Annotated in this window: 9 protein-coding genes; 3 read left to right on the forward strand and 6 right to left on the reverse strand. The window is 71.0% G+C overall.

The window, feature by feature from the left end; all coding sequences use genetic code 11:
* Positions 1–125: 125 nt before the first annotated feature.
* Both OHA05_RS07195 and OHA05_RS07200 read right to left on the reverse strand, forming a co-directional pair.
* Positions 126–1,181, reverse strand: coding sequence for a DNA polymerase Y family protein (locus tag OHA05_RS07195; protein WP_328860093.1), 1,056 nt, complete (start codon positions 1,179–1,181; stop codon positions 126–128).
* The gene (locus OHA05_RS07200) at positions 1,178–4,621 is read right to left on the reverse strand and encodes a DNA polymerase III subunit alpha (RefSeq protein ID WP_328860094.1); all 3,444 of its coding nucleotides are present in this window, start codon (positions 4,619–4,621) and stop codon (positions 1,178–1,180) included. Before OHA05_RS07200 ends, OHA05_RS07195 begins: the two co-directional genes overlap by 4 nt.
* A 142-nt stretch (positions 4,622–4,763) precedes the next feature.
* On the opposite strand from OHA05_RS07200, the gene OHA05_RS07205 reads away from it, so the two are divergent.
* Positions 4,764–5,888, forward strand: a complete 1,125-nt coding sequence (locus OHA05_RS07205) for a DUF3533 domain-containing protein (RefSeq protein ID WP_313947220.1) — start codon at positions 4,764–4,766, stop codon at positions 5,886–5,888.
* Between the two features lie 201 nt (positions 5,889–6,089).
* Positions 6,090–7,241, forward strand: coding sequence for an AI-2E family transporter (locus tag OHA05_RS07210; RefSeq protein WP_313947219.1), 1,152 nt, complete (start codon positions 6,090–6,092; stop codon positions 7,239–7,241).
* 30 nt (positions 7,242–7,271) lie between these two features.
* Here OHA05_RS07210 and OHA05_RS07215 read toward each other — a convergent pair whose 3' ends face one another.
* Both OHA05_RS07215 and OHA05_RS07220 read right to left on the reverse strand, forming a co-directional pair.
* A complete protein-coding gene (locus OHA05_RS07215) occupies positions 7,272–8,357 on the reverse strand; it encodes a S1 family peptidase (protein ID WP_443043649.1) in 1,086 nt (361 codons plus the stop codon).
* A 231-nt stretch (positions 8,358–8,588) separates the two neighbouring features.
* On the reverse strand, positions 8,589–9,494 hold the full coding sequence (locus OHA05_RS07220; protein WP_328860095.1) for a slipin family protein: 906 nt from the start codon (positions 9,492–9,494) through the stop codon (positions 8,589–8,591).
* Between the two features lie 188 nt (positions 9,495–9,682).
* Here OHA05_RS07220 and OHA05_RS07225 point away from each other — a divergent pair, with 188 nt between their 5' ends.
* The gene (locus OHA05_RS07225) at positions 9,683–10,546 is read left to right on the forward strand and encodes an alpha/beta fold hydrolase (protein WP_313947216.1); all 864 of its coding nucleotides are present in this window, start codon (positions 9,683–9,685) and stop codon (positions 10,544–10,546) included.
* Between the two features lie 77 nt (positions 10,547–10,623).
* Here the strand turns inward: OHA05_RS07225 and fxsT are convergent, their stop codons facing one another.
* On the reverse strand, positions 10,624–14,568 hold the full coding sequence (gene fxsT / locus OHA05_RS07230) for an FxSxx-COOH system tetratricopeptide repeat protein (protein WP_328860096.1): 3,945 nt from the start codon (positions 14,566–14,568) through the stop codon (positions 10,624–10,626).
* The gene (locus OHA05_RS07235; protein WP_313947214.1) at positions 14,552–15,916 is read right to left on the reverse strand and encodes a TIR-like protein FxsC; all 1,365 of its coding nucleotides are present in this window, start codon (positions 15,914–15,916) and stop codon (positions 14,552–14,554) included. The genes fxsT and OHA05_RS07235 overlap by 17 nt, the downstream gene beginning before the upstream one ends.
* Positions 15,917–15,960 lie beyond the last annotated feature (44 nt).

The raw sequence follows: 15,960 nt of genomic DNA on the forward strand, positions 1-15,960 counted from the left end.
CCGGGCAGCGGCATGGGCCGCGCAGGGATGTCCGCGGCGCGAGAGGCGAAGTCCGGCATCGGCGCCGGAGGTTGGCCCGCCCCCGCACCCGCCCCGCGCCCGCCCCGCGCTCCCCCGCCCCGCCCCTACGACGCCCTGCGGAACGTGGCCGCCGGCCGCACCGTGCCCGCGCCGAACCGCGCGTTCGCCCGGTCGACAGCCACCTCCGCCGTGAGACGGGATTCCCGCACCGGGTCGAGCGAGATCTGCCGGGCCACCCTCTCGGCCTCGGTGAGGTCCTCGGCGCGCAGCACCATGCCCGTCAGCCGGGCCCGCTGGAGTCCGGCGGCGTCCATCATCCGGTACGCCGCGGTCCGCAGATCCTCGTCGTGGCCGGACGGTTCGGGGAGCCGCCGGGTCTTCTCCCAGTGCGTGCCACCGGCGAACTGGAGCTTCAAGGACAGCGCCCGGGCGGCCTGACGGCGGTCGCGCAGGGTCGCGCCCAGCCGTACCACCAGATCGAGAAGCGCGGCCCTGACCAGGGCGCCGTCGAGCTCGTGCCCGGTGAACCGGTGACGGACGGCGGCCGCGGGCGGCAGGTCCTTGGGCGTGACGGGACGTGGGTCGACACCGCGGGCGCGCTCCGCGGCCTGCCGTCCCGCCCGCCGGCCCAGGATCCGTTCGACGACACCCTGCGGGACGGCGGCCAGCGCGCCGACGGTGTGCAGGCCGTACGCGTGCAGCGCCTCGGCCTGCCGGGAGCCGATGCCGTGCAGCGTCTCCACCGGCAGCGGCGCGAGGAACTCGTCCACCCCGCCCTCGGGCACCGCCACGATGCCGCCGGGTTCCGGTACCCGGGCGGAGGCCATCGCCGCCACCGCCCAGGTGCCGGCCACCCCGATCCGTACGTCCGTGCCCAGCCGGGCCACCGCGCGCAACCGCACCATCTCCGCGATCCGCACGGCATCCGCACCGAAGTACCGCTGCGCTCCCCGGGCCTGCACCAGCGCAGCCGAGGGCGGGATGGCCTGGACGACGGGAGAGAACTCCCGCAGCAGTTCCAGCACCGCCCGGTACTCGTCCTCGGGGAGCGCCGGGGCGCAGCGCACATGCAGGACGCTCGCCGCACGGCCGTACGGTCCGCCGGCTCCGGCTCCCTGCCCTGCGTCCGGCCGGTCGGGGCTCGGGGGATTCTGGTTCATCCGGCGCTCCCGGGACTCTGGTGCCACAACTTCCTCCCCGTTGCCGCCTGTTGCTCACCCGGCGGCTGAAGGTCCGCCCAGGGGTTGAGTTCGTAGCCGGTCGACAGCTGGATCCGGCGCCCGTTGTCGGCGGGGGCCCGCCCGTCGCCCTCCACGGGAGCGGTCAGCCGTGCCGCGACCGCGTCGAGGCCTCCCGTCCGCCGCAGTTCCGCCAGTTCGGCGAGGTTCCAGGCGGCCGCGCCGACCACGCTGAGGCTGCGCGGACCGCGCCGCTGCACCACCCCGCGCACCAGCAGCAGCCAGGAATGGAAGACGGTGTAGGCGCATGCGGCGTGGCTGTCGTCGAAGAAGGCGAGGTCGACCAGGCCGGTGCCGTCGTCGAGCGTGCTGAAGATGACCCGGCGCCCGGACCGGATCGGCGGTGTCTGGGTGGCCGCCTTCGCACCCGCGACCAGCACGGTCTGCCCGTGCTTCGCCGAGCGCAGTTGCTGGGCCGAGAGCACTCCCAGCTCCTTCAGGAAGGAGTGGTGATCACCCATCAGATGCCGGGAGGCGTCCATGCCGAGGACGCCGAGCTCGGCGCTGAGGCGTTCCGCGTCACCGAGGTCGGGCAGCCCGACGGGGGCGGTCTTCTCCCCCTGCCCGAGCGGGAGTTGACTGCCGTAGGACCCGCCGACCCTCTTGCCGCGCTGTCCGCGGTGGAGTTCGGCGAGATGCAGCAGCAGGTCGCGCCGGTTCGCGCCGAAGGCGTCCAGCGCACCGACCTGGGCGAGCCGTTCGGCGACCGGGCGGCCGGGGCGGGCGCGCTGCCAGAAGTCCAGCAGCGAGGAGTAGGGGCGGCCGTTCGCGATGCGCTCCGCCTCGGCCTCACTGATGCCGTGGACGTCCGAGAGGGCGAGCCTCAACCCCCAGGCCTCGCGCCCCTCTTCAGACACCAGTTCGATTTGATGAGCGACCGCCGACCGGTTCACGTCCAACGGCAGTACGGGGACTCCGCGCCGCCGCGCGTCCGCCAGCAGCAGCCGCTTCGGGTACATCCCCGGGTCATGGGTGAGCAGACCGGCGAAGAAGGCCGCCGGGTGGTGCGCCTTGAGCCATGCCGACTGATAGGTCGGCACGGCGAAGGCCACCGCGTGCGCCTTGCAGAAACCGTACGAGCCGAAGGCCTCGATGATCTCCCAGGTGCGGGCGATCACGTCGGCGGTGTAGTCCCTGGCCGCCGCCTGCCGGGCGAACCAGACCTTGATCGCTCCCTGCGACTCGGGGTGGGACAGCCCGCGCCGCACCCGGTCGGCCTCGTCCCGTCCGCAGCCGGTCATGATGTCCAGCATCTCGATGATCTGCTCATGGAAGACGACGACTCCGTAGGTCTCCTTCAGCGGCCTCTCCAGGTCCTTGTGCGGATAGCGGACCGGCGCCCGGCCGTGCCGGGCCTCGATGAACGGCCGCACCATGTCGGCCGCGACCGGGCCCGGCCGGAACAGCGAGATGTCGACCACCAGGTCGTCGAAGGTCGACGGCTGGAGCCGGCCGATCAGATCCCGCTGGCCCGGCGACTCGATCTGGAAACAGCCCAGCGTCTCGGTGGACTTGATCAGCCGGTAGGTGTCCGGGTCGCCCGGCGGTACGGCATCGATGTCGACCTTCTCCCCCGTCGCCCGCCCCACCTCGGCGACCGCGTGCGCCATCGCCGACTGCATCCGTACGCCGAGGACGTCGAGTTTGAGCAGCCCGAGCTCCTCCACGTCGTCCTTGTCGAACTGCGCCATGGGCAGGCTCTCCCCGCTGGTGGGCACCACCGGGGTACGGGTCAGGAGCGAGGCGTCCGAGAGCAGCACCCCGCACGGGTGCATGGCGATCCCCCGCGGCAGCGCGTCCAGCGCCTCGACCAGCTCCCACATCCGTCCGTGCTTCCCCTTCTCGGCGGCGAGGGCGCGCAGCTCGGGCAGTTCCTCCATGGCGGCGCGGGCGTCACGGGCGCGGATGTGCGGAAAGGACTTGGCGATGCGGTCGATCTCGGCCGGGTCCATGGAGAGCGCGGCGCCCACGTCGCGTACCGCATGGCGTACCCGGTAGGTCTCGGGCATGGCGACGGTGGCGACCCGCTCCTCGCCGAAGCGGTCGATGATCGCACGGTAGACCTCGATCCGGCGGGCGGACTCCACGTCGATGTCGATGTCGGGCAGCACCCGCCGCCGGGTGGAGAGGAAGCGCTCCATCAGCAGGCCGTGTTCGACGGGGTCGGCGTGCGCGATGCCGAGGAGATGGTTGACGAGGGAGCCCGCCCCGGAGCCGCGTGCCGCTACCCGGATGCCCATCTTCTTGACGTCGTCGACGACCTGAGCGACCGTCAGGAAGTACGTGGCGTTGCCGTGGTACGCGATGATGTCGAGCTCGTGGTGCATGCGCTCCCAGTAGTCGCGGCGGTTGTCGTAGCCGCGCAGCACCATGCCGGCGGCGGCGCGGGAGGCCAGCACCCGTTGCGGGGAGCGCCGTGCGGCGCCGACCAGATGCGGTTCGGGGAAGTGGACGGCGCCGATCCCCAGGTCGCCCTCGGGGTCGACCCGGCACGCGGCCGCCGTCTCCTCGGTCATGGCGAGCAGCCGGTGCGCGGTGTCCCGGCGGAAGCCCGCCGCCTCGGCGACCCGCTCGGCATGCGCGGTCATCGCGTCCGGGCCCTTGAGCCAGCGCTCCCCGCTGTCGAGACCCTTGCGCGGGTCGACGGGCACCAGGCGGCGGGCCGCGTCGAGGACGTCGGCGACCGGGCCCTGGCCGGGGTCGGCGTAGCGGACGGCATTGGTCAGCACGGCCCGTACGCCGTGTTCGGCGGCGAAGCCGAGGGTGCGTGCGGCGTGCCGCAGGGAGCCGGGGCCGGTGCCCGGGAGTCCGTGGTGGACGACTTCGAGGCGCAGCCCATTGCCGAAACGTTCCTGCCAGGGTGTGAGCAGCGTGGCCGCTCGGTCGGGGCGGCCCGCGGCGAGCGCCCGGCCGATCTCGGACGCGGGCCCGAGCAGAACGGTCAGATCGTCGCCGTGACTGTCGTTCCAGGGCAGCAGCGGAAGACCGTCGTCCGCCGCATGCGCGGCGGTCACCAGTCGGCACAGCTCGGCCCAGCCCCGGCGGGACCGCGCCAGAAAGACGGCCCGCGGAGCGGACTCGTCGAGAAAGGCACCACCGCGCACGGGAGCACGCCGGCGCTCGGTCGGCCCCTCCTGCCGCGCCCGCTCCCCCACCGCGAGGTCCACCCCGAACAGCGGCCTGACCCCCTCTTTCCCGCAGGCCTTGATGAAGCGGACCGCGCCCGCGACGGTGTCGCGGTCAGTCAGCGCAAGGGCGTCCATACCCCGCTCGGCGGCACCCGCGGCCAGCCGCTCCGGATGCGATGCCCCGTACCGCAGGGAGAACCCGGAAACGGTGTGCAGATGCGTGAACCCGGGCACCCACACCTCCTGGATCAGTCCGTCTCACCTCCCCCTCCTCCACCATAGACCAAGTTTCGAACATACGTACGACATGGCGCGCATCAGCCATTCGGACCCGCCCCACCTGCGGGAACACGGGGCGAGACCCAGCGTGGAGGCCATGACGCGCACATCGGACGACCCTCGCGGAGGATTCCTCGGCGAGCTCAAGGACGCGGTGAGCGCACGGGCCGCACTCCTGGTCCTCGGGGTGCTGGCGATCCAGCTGGCCTTCATCACGTCGTACATCGGCGCCTTCCACGCACCCGCGCCGCACAGGGTCCCGCTGGCCGTCACGGCGCATTCGAGCCAGGTCTCCGACGAGGTCCTGTACCGGCTTTCCACCCTGCCGGGCCAGCCGATCGACCCCCGGCCGGTCCGGAACGAGACGGCGGCGGTCGAACAGATCCGGAACCGGGACATCGACGGCGCACTCGTCCTCGGTCCCGATGGCACCGCCCGGCTGCTGGTTGCCAGTGGCGGCGGCGCCTCGCTCTCCCAGGCGATCACCGAAGTCGTCACGGCGGCCGAGAAGGGGCAGCGCAGGTCCCTGACGGTGGTGGACGTGGTCCCCGGCACCCCGGGCGACGCCCGCGGGCTCTCGTCGTTCTACCTGGTCGTCGGATGGTGCGTGGGCGGCTATCTGTGCGCGGCGATCCTCGCGATCAGCGCGGGCGCACGGCCCGCCAACGGATCCCGCGCCGTGATCCGGCTGGGCGCCCTGCTGCTGTACTCAATCCTCGCCGGCCTGCTGGGATCCGTGATCGCGGGCCCCGTCCTGGACGCCTTGCCGGGCGGCCTTCCTGCCCTGTGGGGCCTCGGCACGCTGCTGGTCTTCGCGGTCGGGTCGATCACGCTCGCCCTCCAGGGCCTCGTGGGCGTCATCGGCATCGGCATCGCGATCCTGCTGGTGGTCGTGCTCGGCAATCCGAGTGCGGGCGGCGCGTATCCCCATCCGCTGCTGCCGGCGTTCTGGCGGACCATCGGACCCGCACTGCCGCCGGGCGCGGGCACCTACGCCGCCCGCTCGATCGCGTACTTCAGGGGCAACGGCGCGGGCGTCCCGATGCTGGTGCTCGCCGTGTGGGCGGTGGCGGGTACGGCGCTCACGATCGCCGCCGCGGTGTTCCGCCCCGGCGGCACGGGGGCCGGTGCGGAGGTGGCCGCGAGCGGCGGAGCCGATGGGAGCCGGCGGGACCGAGCCGGAAGGGCGGCCACCGCGGGCCGTCCCGGCACCATGGGCTGAGGCGAGCCGATGCCCGGACGACTCGGACCGCCAGAGCGCGGCGACACACAGCCCGGCAACGGTCCCCGGCCCGGGGCTCCGTCCCCCGCCCGGCCGTCCGGAGAGCGGGGCCCGCGGATCCGCGCCGCTCGCCGGGCCTCCCGCGGACCGGCCGTTCCGCCCGGCCGGAACGGGAGAACCGGCCGGAATTCCGGACCACCGGTGTCCCCCGCGCTGCGGACCGCGGCCGCGTACTCCTGGCGTGTGCTCGTGGTCGGCGCGCTCGTGTACGCCGTCTTCTCGATCCTCGGGCGCTTCCACGAGATCGCCGTGGCCGTCTTCCTCGGTCTGGTCGTGACCGCGATGCTCCGGCCGATCGCCGATCTGCTGGCCCGCCGGATGCCGCGGGCGATCGCCGTCGCCGTGTCCCTGCTCGGCAGCATCATCGTCCTCCTCGGCGTCCTGGCCCTCGTCGGCGAGACGGTCGCCGGTGAACGCGCCGTGCTCCAGGAGGAGTTCGGCGCCGGGATCGGCAGGATCGAGCGCTGGCTGGAGCAGCCTCCGTTCCGGCTGAACCCCGAGGCGCTCACCGATCTCCAGTCCCGGATCGGGCAGTTCCTGTCCAGCCACCGGTCCACCCTGATCAGTACCGCTCTCAGCGGCGCCGGGCGGCTGGTGCAGGTGCTCACCGTGCTGGCGCTCGCGCTCTTCTGCTCGGTCTTCTTCCTCCAGTCGGGCGACCGGCAGTGGAACTGGTTCTGCTCACAGCTGCCGGCGGGGGCCCGGGACCGGGTGGCGCTGGCCGGCCGGGCGGGCTGGCGGACCTTCACCGGATACACACACGGCATCGTGCTGGTGGCGGCGACCAACGCCATCCTGGTGGGCGTGGCCCTGTTCGCCCTCGGAGTACCGCTGGCCGTGCCCCTGGCCCTGCTCGAATTCTTCGCCGCTTTCATTCCGCTGATCGGCTCCCCCATCGCGCTGGCCGTTGCCGCGGTGGTGGCACTGGCGTCCGAAGGGCCGGTGATCGCGGCCGTCGTCGTCGCGCTGATCGTGATCATCGGTCAGATCGAGGGGCATCTGCTGCACCCGCTCGTGATGAGCTGGGCGGTCCGGCTGCACCCGGTGGTGGTGGCACTCTCGGTCGTCGGCGGGGCCATCGCGGCGGGAGTGGTGGGTGCGGTGGTGGCGGTTCCGCTGGTCTCCGTCCTCTGGGCCGCGCGGCAGGCTCTGCGCGGAGAGCAGCCTGAGACGCAGAAGCCGCGTTCCTGGCGGAAGCGGAAGAAGAAGGAACCGGCGGGAGGCGAGGGGCCGGCGGACGAGGCGGGGAACACGAGCGGCATGAGCAAAGCCCGGGCCACCCCTGAGGGGTGACCCGGGCCTCATGGCTCACAGAGTGGTGCGTCAGCCGATCTCGGCCCCGAAGGCCTGAAGGGCCTCGGGCACCGGCTGGAAGAAGGTCTCGCCGCCCGAGGAGCAGTCACCGCTGCCGCCCGAGGTGAGACCGACTGCGGTGTCGCCCGCGAAGAGCGAGCCGCCACTGTCACCGGGCTCGGCGCAGACCGTGGTCTGGATGAGGCCGTTGACGATGTCGCCGTTGCCGTAGTTCACGGTGGCGTCGAGGCCGGTGACCTCACCGTCGTGCACCTGGGTGGTGGAGCCGCTGCGCTGCACCTGCATGCCGACGGTGGCCTCGCCCGCCTTGGTGATGGCCTGCGAGCTGCCGTTGTAGAGGTTCACCTCGCTCGGGTGCTCGGTGCTGCCGCTGTACTTGACGAGCGCGAAGTCGTTGTCCGGGAACTGCGAGTCGACCATCTCGCCGATCGGAGCACCGCCCGCGGAGTCGGACCACTGGCTGCCGGCCTGGCCGCAGTGTCCGGCGGTGATGAAGTGGGGCTCGCCGTCCTTGACGACGTTGAAGCCGAGCGAGCAGCGTCCGCCGCCCGAGTGGATGGCGTCGCCGCCGGAGATGAAGGGCTTGAACTCACCGGCGGTCTTCTTCAGTTCCGCCTTGCCGCCCAGGCCCTTGACGACCTGGTTCAGCTTGGTCAGCGCCGCGCCCTTGACCGTACGGTCGGCGGTGACGACGACCTTGTTGGTGACCGGGTTGACCGCCCAGGAGGTGCCCGGAATGGTCGCCTTGGTGGTGAGGGTCTGCCGGGCGCTCTTCAGCTCGGCGAGGGTGTTCTCCACGACGCGTGCCTTGCCGCCGGCGTCGCGCACAGCCTTGGCGGCAGCGTCGTCGATGACGTTCACGATGAGCGTCTTGGCGTCGGCGTCGTAGTACGTGCCCGCCGCGTCGCCGCCCAGCTTCACGCTCAGCGTGTTGGCGAGGTTTCCGGCCGCGGTCGCCGACAGCTTCTTCGCGGTGAACTGCTCGGTGTTGTCACTGGCGTTCGCACTCTGGAAGGTGAGGCCCGCTCCAACGAGTGCGACGACGGCGCCGCCCGCTATCGCGGCTTTTCTCTTGGGATTGCGTCGGTGCTTCAACTTCAACCTCCTGTGGGGGCCGCGTCCCGACATGTGGGGTGTCGGAACACGGAGGATGGGGCGCCCACTATTCCGATACCAATCGGTAGCACACAAGGTCGACTTCAGGACGCGCACACGACAACGCGGAGGCGTTCACAACGCCTTCACAGCAAACGTCGACCCTGGTCATTCCGTTTCGCGAACAGCACATGTACGGCGAGCAATCACGCCGTGGGCAGTGGGTGAGGACTAGTCCTGTCCTGATTCCGACCCCTCGGGGCCTGTTGCCGGACCGACGGCAGGAGGAGAAGGGGCACTCGCGGGAGCAGAAGGAGTCGCCGGGGCAGGGGTCGCCGCGGGAGCGGGAGCGGGTTCGACAGGGGGGACCGGCAGCGGCTGCTGGGCCCGTTCGAGGAAGCGGAGCAGTTCCACCGGGAAGGGCAGCACCAGGGTGGAGTTCTTCTCCGCGGCGACCGCCACCACGGTCTGGAGCAGCCGCAGTTGCAGCGCCGCCGGTTCCTTCGACATCTCGCCCGCCGCCTCGGCCAGCTTCTTCGACGCCTGGAGCTCCGCGTCCGCGTTGATCACCCGGGCCCGGCGCTCACGGTCGGCCTCCGCCTGGCGTGCCATGGACCGTTTCATCGTCTCGGGCAGCGACACGTCCTTGATCTCCACCCGGTCGATCTGCACACCCCAGCCGACCGCCGGGCTGTCGATCATCAGCTCCAGCCCCTGGTTCAACTGCTCCCGGTTCGAGAGCAAATCGTCCAGATCGCTCTTGCCGATGATCGAACGCAGGGACGTCTGCGCCATCTGGGAGACCGCGAAGCGGTAGTCCTCGACCTGCACGACCGCGTCGGAAGGGTCGATCACCTTGAAATAGATGACCGCGTCGACCCGGACCGTCACATTGTCCCGGGTGATGCCGTCCTGCGCGGGAACCGGCATCGTCACGATTTGCATATTGACTTTACGGAGCCGGTCCACGCCCGGGACTATCAGGGTGAATCCAGGGCCGCGTACGGAAGGCCTGAGCTTTCCGAGCCGGAAGACCACCCCGCGCTCGTACTGCTTGACCACCCGGGCGGCCGCCATCACATAGACGACTCCCGCGCACGCGACGGTCGCGCCGGCCGTCACCAGTGCCTCGATCATCACGGGCCCCCCTGGGGTGCGATGCGGACCGGCATGCAGTGCCTCTTCGAAGGTAGCTCCCCCCTGGCCGCAAAGGGAGCCCCGGTCACACGCTCTGATGGGTAATCATCGAACGGTTGGGGAATGCCAAAGGCTCACCTTGCTTGTACGGGGCACTCTTGTACGGGCACTGAACGAAGGGGGCGGGGGTGCGACGTCGGGTGCGCGCGTCGGACGGGCGGCATCTGGTGGTGGAGCGGCTGGGGGATCCACGCGGCAAGCCCGTGTTCCTGCTCCACGGCACACCCGGCAGCCGGCTGGGCCCGGCCCCGCGCGGCATGGTCCTCTACCAGCGCCGTACCCAGCTGATCGCGTACGACCGTCCCGGTTACGGCGGTTCGGACCGGTTGGCCGGGCGCTCCGTCGCGGATGTGGCCGAGGACGTCCGGGCGATCGCCGACGAACTCGGGCTGGAGCGGTTCGCCGTCGTGGGCCGGTCGGGCGGCGCGCCCCACGCGCTGGCCTGCGCGGCGCTGATGCCGGACCGGGTCACCCGCACCGCGGCGCTGGTCACCCTCGCGCCCCGGGACGCGGACGGGCTCGACTGGTTCGAGGGCATGGCCGCGTCCAACGTCCTGGAGTACACCTTCGCGTCGGACGACCCCGCGGGGCTCACGGCACGGTTCATCCTGCGGTCCGCCGAGATCAGGAAGGACCCGATCCGGCTCCTCGACGATCTGCGCCGGGAGCTGACCGACTCGGACCGGATGGTCGTGGCGGACGCGGGCGTACGGTCCATGCTGCTGCGCAACTACCAGGAGGCGCTGCGCGCATCGGCGTACGGCTGGATCGACGACGCGCTGGCCTTCTGCAGCCCGTGGGGGTTCGACCCGGCCGACATCAAGGGCGAAGTGATGCTCTGGCACGGCGAGAAAGACGTGTTCTCACCGGTGGGGCACTCACGCTGGCTCGCGCAGCGCATCCCCGGAGCGACGGCGGTCCTGGAACCGACGGCGGCGCACTTCGACGCCCTGCACGCGCTGCCCCGGATCCTGACCTGGCTGCTGAACTAGAACCGACCCGTTCGGACCGTGCCGCGCTCGTGCACCGGCAGGGCGAAGTCTCCGCCCTGCCGGTGCACGAGGACCGCTCACACGGCGAGCGGCTCCAGGTCGCGGTGCACCCGGCGTTCGTCCCGCGCGATCCGCGTCAGCGCGTGATCCTCGCCCAGCAGCCTCTGGAGCTCCGCCACCGTCTCGGACCGCAGCTGCATCGCCTCGTCCTTGCGGCCGAGCATCCCGAGGGTGACCGCCAGGTTGGAGGCGACGCCCAGCACCTCCGGATGGTGGGCGCCCAGGACGTCCCGCAGCCGGGCCACGGTCCGCTGTTCGATCTCCAGGGCCTCTTCCAGACCGCCCAGGTCCGCCAGCGCGTTCGCGAGGTTGATCGTGCTGTAGAGAGCGTGCGGGTGGCTCTCTCCCAGCACCTCCCTCATCGTCCTCGTCACCTTGAGCAGCAACTGCTCCGCGGACTCCGGATCGCCGCAGCCCCACTGGAAGATGCCCAGGTTGTTGATGGCGGCGAGGGTGTACGGGTGCCTCTCCCCCGGCGCCTTCCGGTACTGGTCGACGACCTCCTGCGCCAGATCCCTGGCCGCGACGGGCTCCCCCGCGGCGAACAGGTCGGCCGCCAGGTTTAGGTCGCAGGCCAGCGAGTCCGGGTTGGCAGAGGTGTACCGGGCGCGGTAGCGGTTGCGGGTGGCCGTGGTCAGCCGCCGCGCGTCCTCGAGACGGCCGGCCCTGCGCAGCGACACCGCAAGGGACTTGGCAGCAGCCAGGGTGCCCGGGAAGGTCCGGCCCAGCTGCTCCTTGTACAGCTCGTAGGTCCGGCTGAGAAGCGTGACCGAGTCCTCGTAACGGCCGATCTCCCGCAGGTCCCGGGCCAGGTTCATGGCCGAGGACAGGGTGTACGGGTGTTCCGGGCCGAGCACCTCGGTGCGCCGGTCGAAGACCTCCTGGTCGATCTCACGGGCGCGGGAGTACTGGCCGACCATGCGCAGGTTCAGCGCAAGGTTGTTGGCGGCCGCGAGCGTCCGCGGGTGGGACTCGTGGAAGATCTGGCTGAATCCCTCGTGCGCCTCGGTCGCCAGCTCCATGGCCCTGCCGTACTGGCCCAGGGTGCCGAGGTCCATCGCGAGGCCGCTGGTGGTCATGTAGGTGTGCGGATGGGACTCGCCGAGCACGGCCTGCTGTCGCTCCAGGGTCACCTCGTCGAGCTCCTTGGCCTCCACGTAACGCCCCTGGGAGCGATAGATGTTGGAGAGGTGGAAGCGGAGGTAGAGGTACTGGAGGTCGTCGTTGCCCAGCATGTCGCGCCAGGTCTCGCGTACGTCGTTCGCGAGTGTCGCGGCGGTCATCCAGTCGCCGCGCTTCCAGAGGTAGCGCACGCGGTCGATGATCAGCCGGCGGGTCTCCGGCTCCTTGCAGTACCGGGCCTCCGAGGGGCCGAGGTGGGGCCAGATGGTGGCGAACCGCGCCCAGGTCTCGGGGTTGTCGATCGGCTCGTCGTCGTCGGGCCGGGCTCCCGCGAGGACCCGGTGGACGGCGTGCCGGGCGTCCTGCTGCTCCTCCTCCGTCAGCTGTGCCCGGATGACGGCCTGGACCAGCCGGTGCACCTGGATGCTGTTGGAGACCTGGTCGACCTTGGCCAGCGCGAACCGGCCGATCTCCCGGATGACCCGGCCGAGCACCAGCTTCTCCTGGAGGGAGGAGTCGTACGGCTTGAGCGCGTCGATCATCTCCTTGCTGTAGAGGAGGTTCGCGGAGATCGGCTCGGGTGCGAAGAAGGCGCAGAGCTGGAGGAGACGGACCGCCGCCGGTGAGCGCTCCTTGAGCCGCTCGATGGAGACGTTCCAGGTCGCGGCGACCGGCTCGGGGTATCCGGCGGGCTGATTGAGCGCGAGCACGCTCGCGGCCTGCTCCCTGAGCTGTTCCAGATAGGCGCTGACCGGGGTGGCGGTCTCCGCGATCCAGGCCGCGGCCTGCTCGACGGCGAGCGGCAGGTCACCGACCGCGGTCGCGACCTGGTCGGCCTCCTCGATGCCCAGTCCGCGGGCGCGCCGCTGGAGGTGCTCGATGGACTCCTCGCGCAGGAAGACGTCGACGGGCAGCGCGTCGCCGTACTGCGACCAGGTCTGGTTCCTGGAAGTGACGAGGATGTGCCCGGGCCCCTGCGGCGGAAAGAACCGCTTGAGCTGCTCGGGGTCGTCGGCGTTGTCGAAGACGAGCAGCCAGCGGGACGAGGGCACGCCGCGCCGCAGCAGGTCGATGGCTTCCTGCGAAGCGGCCGCCATGTCCTCGCCGCCCTGCGCGCCGAGCCGTACGGCGAGTTCGGCGAGGCCGGCGATCACGTCGTCGCTCTGTTCGGCGGAGATCCACCAGACCAGGTCGTAGTCGGCCATGAAGCGGTGGACGTATTCGAGGGCCACCTGTGTCTTGCCGACGCCGCCGAGTCCGTACAGCGTCTGCGGCTGCGGCAGCACGGCCGCCACCGCCATGCCGCCGCCGAGCTGGTCGCGCATCCGCTCCAGCACCACGGAGCGTCCGGTGAATCCGGGGTTGCGCGGCGGGGCGTTCCAGATCTTCGGGACGGTGCCGGGGAAGCGCGGGCCCGGCGATCCGCTGTCGGGGAGCTGGACGGGGCGGTCGAGTGCGCGCAACAGGGCGTTGGTCGCGTTCACTTCGTCGAGCCGGAAGAGGTCCACGGGGTTGCGGTCGATGTACGGCGTGGTGAGCCGCACATCGCCCACGCGGACCGGCAGCAGATGGTGCCGGCCGCCGCCGGGGTCCTCGGCCGCGGACCGCTGCCAGACCTCCACCGCCCGCGCGGACTTCAGATACGCGCTGGACAGCAGGACCACGGTGCGCGCGGCCTGTTCGGCGGGGTGCGTGTCGTCGGTGGCCGGGTCGCGCTCGGCCGAGACGTCACGCGGCACGACCCGGAACCCGGCGCGGGTGAGCCGGTACTCGACCCAGTCCGCCCACATCCGGTTCTCGGCGACATAGCTGAGGAAGAGGTCGGCGGGCAGGGCGGGCCGGCGCCGGGTGAAGGCGTCCCTGATGCGGAGTCTGACGTCCTCGCCGACCGTGGGCATCGAGGTGATCTGCTGCTCGGTGATGACGGCGGTGAGCCGTTCGAACGCGGACAGCAGGGAGTTGGTGAGCCCCGCCTCGTCGCCGAAGGTGGCCAGCGTCTCCTCGTACGCGTAGTACGGCCGGTACGGGATCTCCACCGCGCCCCAGTAGGCGGTGGACTCCTCGCTGTTCAGCCCGGTGGGGAAGCGGTCGAACTTCAGCCGGGCGAGCGCGCGTCCGGCGTCCGCCTTCTCCTTCTCGCCCTCGTCGATGCGCATCGGGACCGGGTAGATCTTGATGCCCCGGCCGCCGTACCGCTCGTCGATCTGCCGGGCCACCGAGGCAGCGCCGTCGATGGACTGGTCGCTGAGGGTGAAGCAGTCGACGAGTACGTCGGGCAGATGGACGGTGCAGATGTCGGCGATGTCGCTGAGGCCGGTACGGCTGTCGATGAGGACGTAGTCGTAGTTGGCCTTCATGTCCTCGCGCAGCGCGTCGAAGAACAGGCCGCCGCCGAGCCGGTCGTAGAAGTTGTCCCAGTCGAAGGTGGAGACGGTCGCCGAGTACTCGCGGTTCTGCTTGCCGGCGGAGACGAAGTCGAGCGTGCCGCCGTCCGGGAACTCCCAGCCGAGGCTCTCGGGGGTGAGCGAGACGGCGTGCGGCTGGATCCGGGCGTAGTCCGTGTGCCAGTCGTCACGGCGGCCGGTGTCAGGGGTTATCGCGGCCCAGGCGTACTCGGTGATCAGGTCGATCACACCGGTGGTGGCGCCGAGCGTGGAGGGGTCGAGGAACGGGTGGAAGAACCGGTGCAGGCCCGGTGCCTCCAGGTCCCAGTCGACGGCGAGCACCCGCTTGCCGTTCGCGGCGAGAATCCAGGCCGTGTTGGCCAGGGCCATCGTGCGGCCCGTACCTCCTTTGTAGGAATAGAAGGTGACGATGCGCCCGTCACGACTGGCTGTCATCCGTGTCCTCCGCATCGGGAACGATTCCACGCGTCTTCGGGGCGTACTGGGTGGTGCCGTGCTCGGCCATGGGCCCGCGGAGTCTGACCCGTTCGGTGCGTCCCGATCCGGGCGGCTGGGCGGGTGGATAGACCGCGGCGTGCCGCAGATACTCCTGGGCGGCCGATTCGACGACCTGCGGCAGGATCTGCCCGAACGCCTCCATGCTGAACACACCCCGGGCGGCCGCCCGGCAGGCGGCCCGGCCCTGCTGCATCTGGTGCGGCATCGTGCGCTCCAGCTTCTCGACGAGCGCGGCTTCGGATATCCGGCTCTGCGGGTCCTCGCGGTTCCACGGCACGACGACGCTCACCCAGGGCCGCGGCTGGGCGTCGAAGGCGGCGAGCCGCCCGCACCGTTCGTCGTCCTCCAGCGCCCAGCGGTCGACCAGGAGTATCTCCGGCCGGGTGGGCGGCAGGCTGATGTCCGGTGGCGTCTCGTGGTCGAACGACGAGACGGTGGCCTGGTAGTTGAGGGAGCGCACCAGGTCCTGGGCCATGTACGCCAGCGGTCGTGCGGAGTCCGGGTGGTAGGGGTTCCAGTCCTGCGACTGTTTGCCGTAGTAGTCGGGGGCCCGGCCCTCGGGCAGATCGTGGCTCGTGGGCGCGGCGACCGTCAGATGCATCGGACGGGGGCCGCCGGTGGGTTTGCCGAACGCGCTGGGTGCATGCCGGTAGTCGACGGGGCTGCCGGAACCGACGCGCGTAGTGTCGGCGACACTGACGATCCGTTTGGCCAGTTCGTAGACGGCCGCCTCGTACTCCTCGGCGAATATCCGCAGCTTGATCAGACCGTAGAGGCCGTCGGTGACATACCGGTCGCCGAAGGCTCGGTGGTTGAACTGCAACCGCTCGGCGGGGCCGGGGAGTTGTTCCGGCGGCATCGGCACCCACAGCGCGGGCACGATCGCCTCGGCGGAGCGGTTGCTCTTGGCCTGGTGGTAGATGGCCCGTTGGGCGAAGGCGTACCACTCCTTGCCGCACATCTCGCTGGCGAAGTACCGCGGCGAGAACAGCGGCACGAACACCCGGCAGGTGGCGAGCACCTCACCGAGCCGCTCGGACCAGCCCTCTCCGGACCGGATCTCCCGGTCCATGAAGCCCGCGGGAGCGCCGGCGGGCAGATCCGTCATCGCCATGACATGACCGCAGAGGTCACGGAAGAGCCGTTCCACCCACATGTCGGGGTCCGGGCCGCCTGCCCCGTACCGCGGCGTATGCGCGTAACTCAGAAAGAAGTACGGCCGATGGTCAGCCGCCCGTTGCCCTGATTCCGACACACGACCCCCGTCCTGTGTGAACGCCCGCATCCACTGCCGGCATCGCTGAGAGATGCGAACTGATTAATCATTCC

Source organism: Streptomyces sp. NBC_00306 (genome assembly GCF_036169555.1).
In the GTDB taxonomy this organism is placed as follows: domain Bacteria; phylum Actinomycetota; class Actinomycetes; order Streptomycetales; family Streptomycetaceae; genus Streptomyces; species Streptomyces achmelvichensis.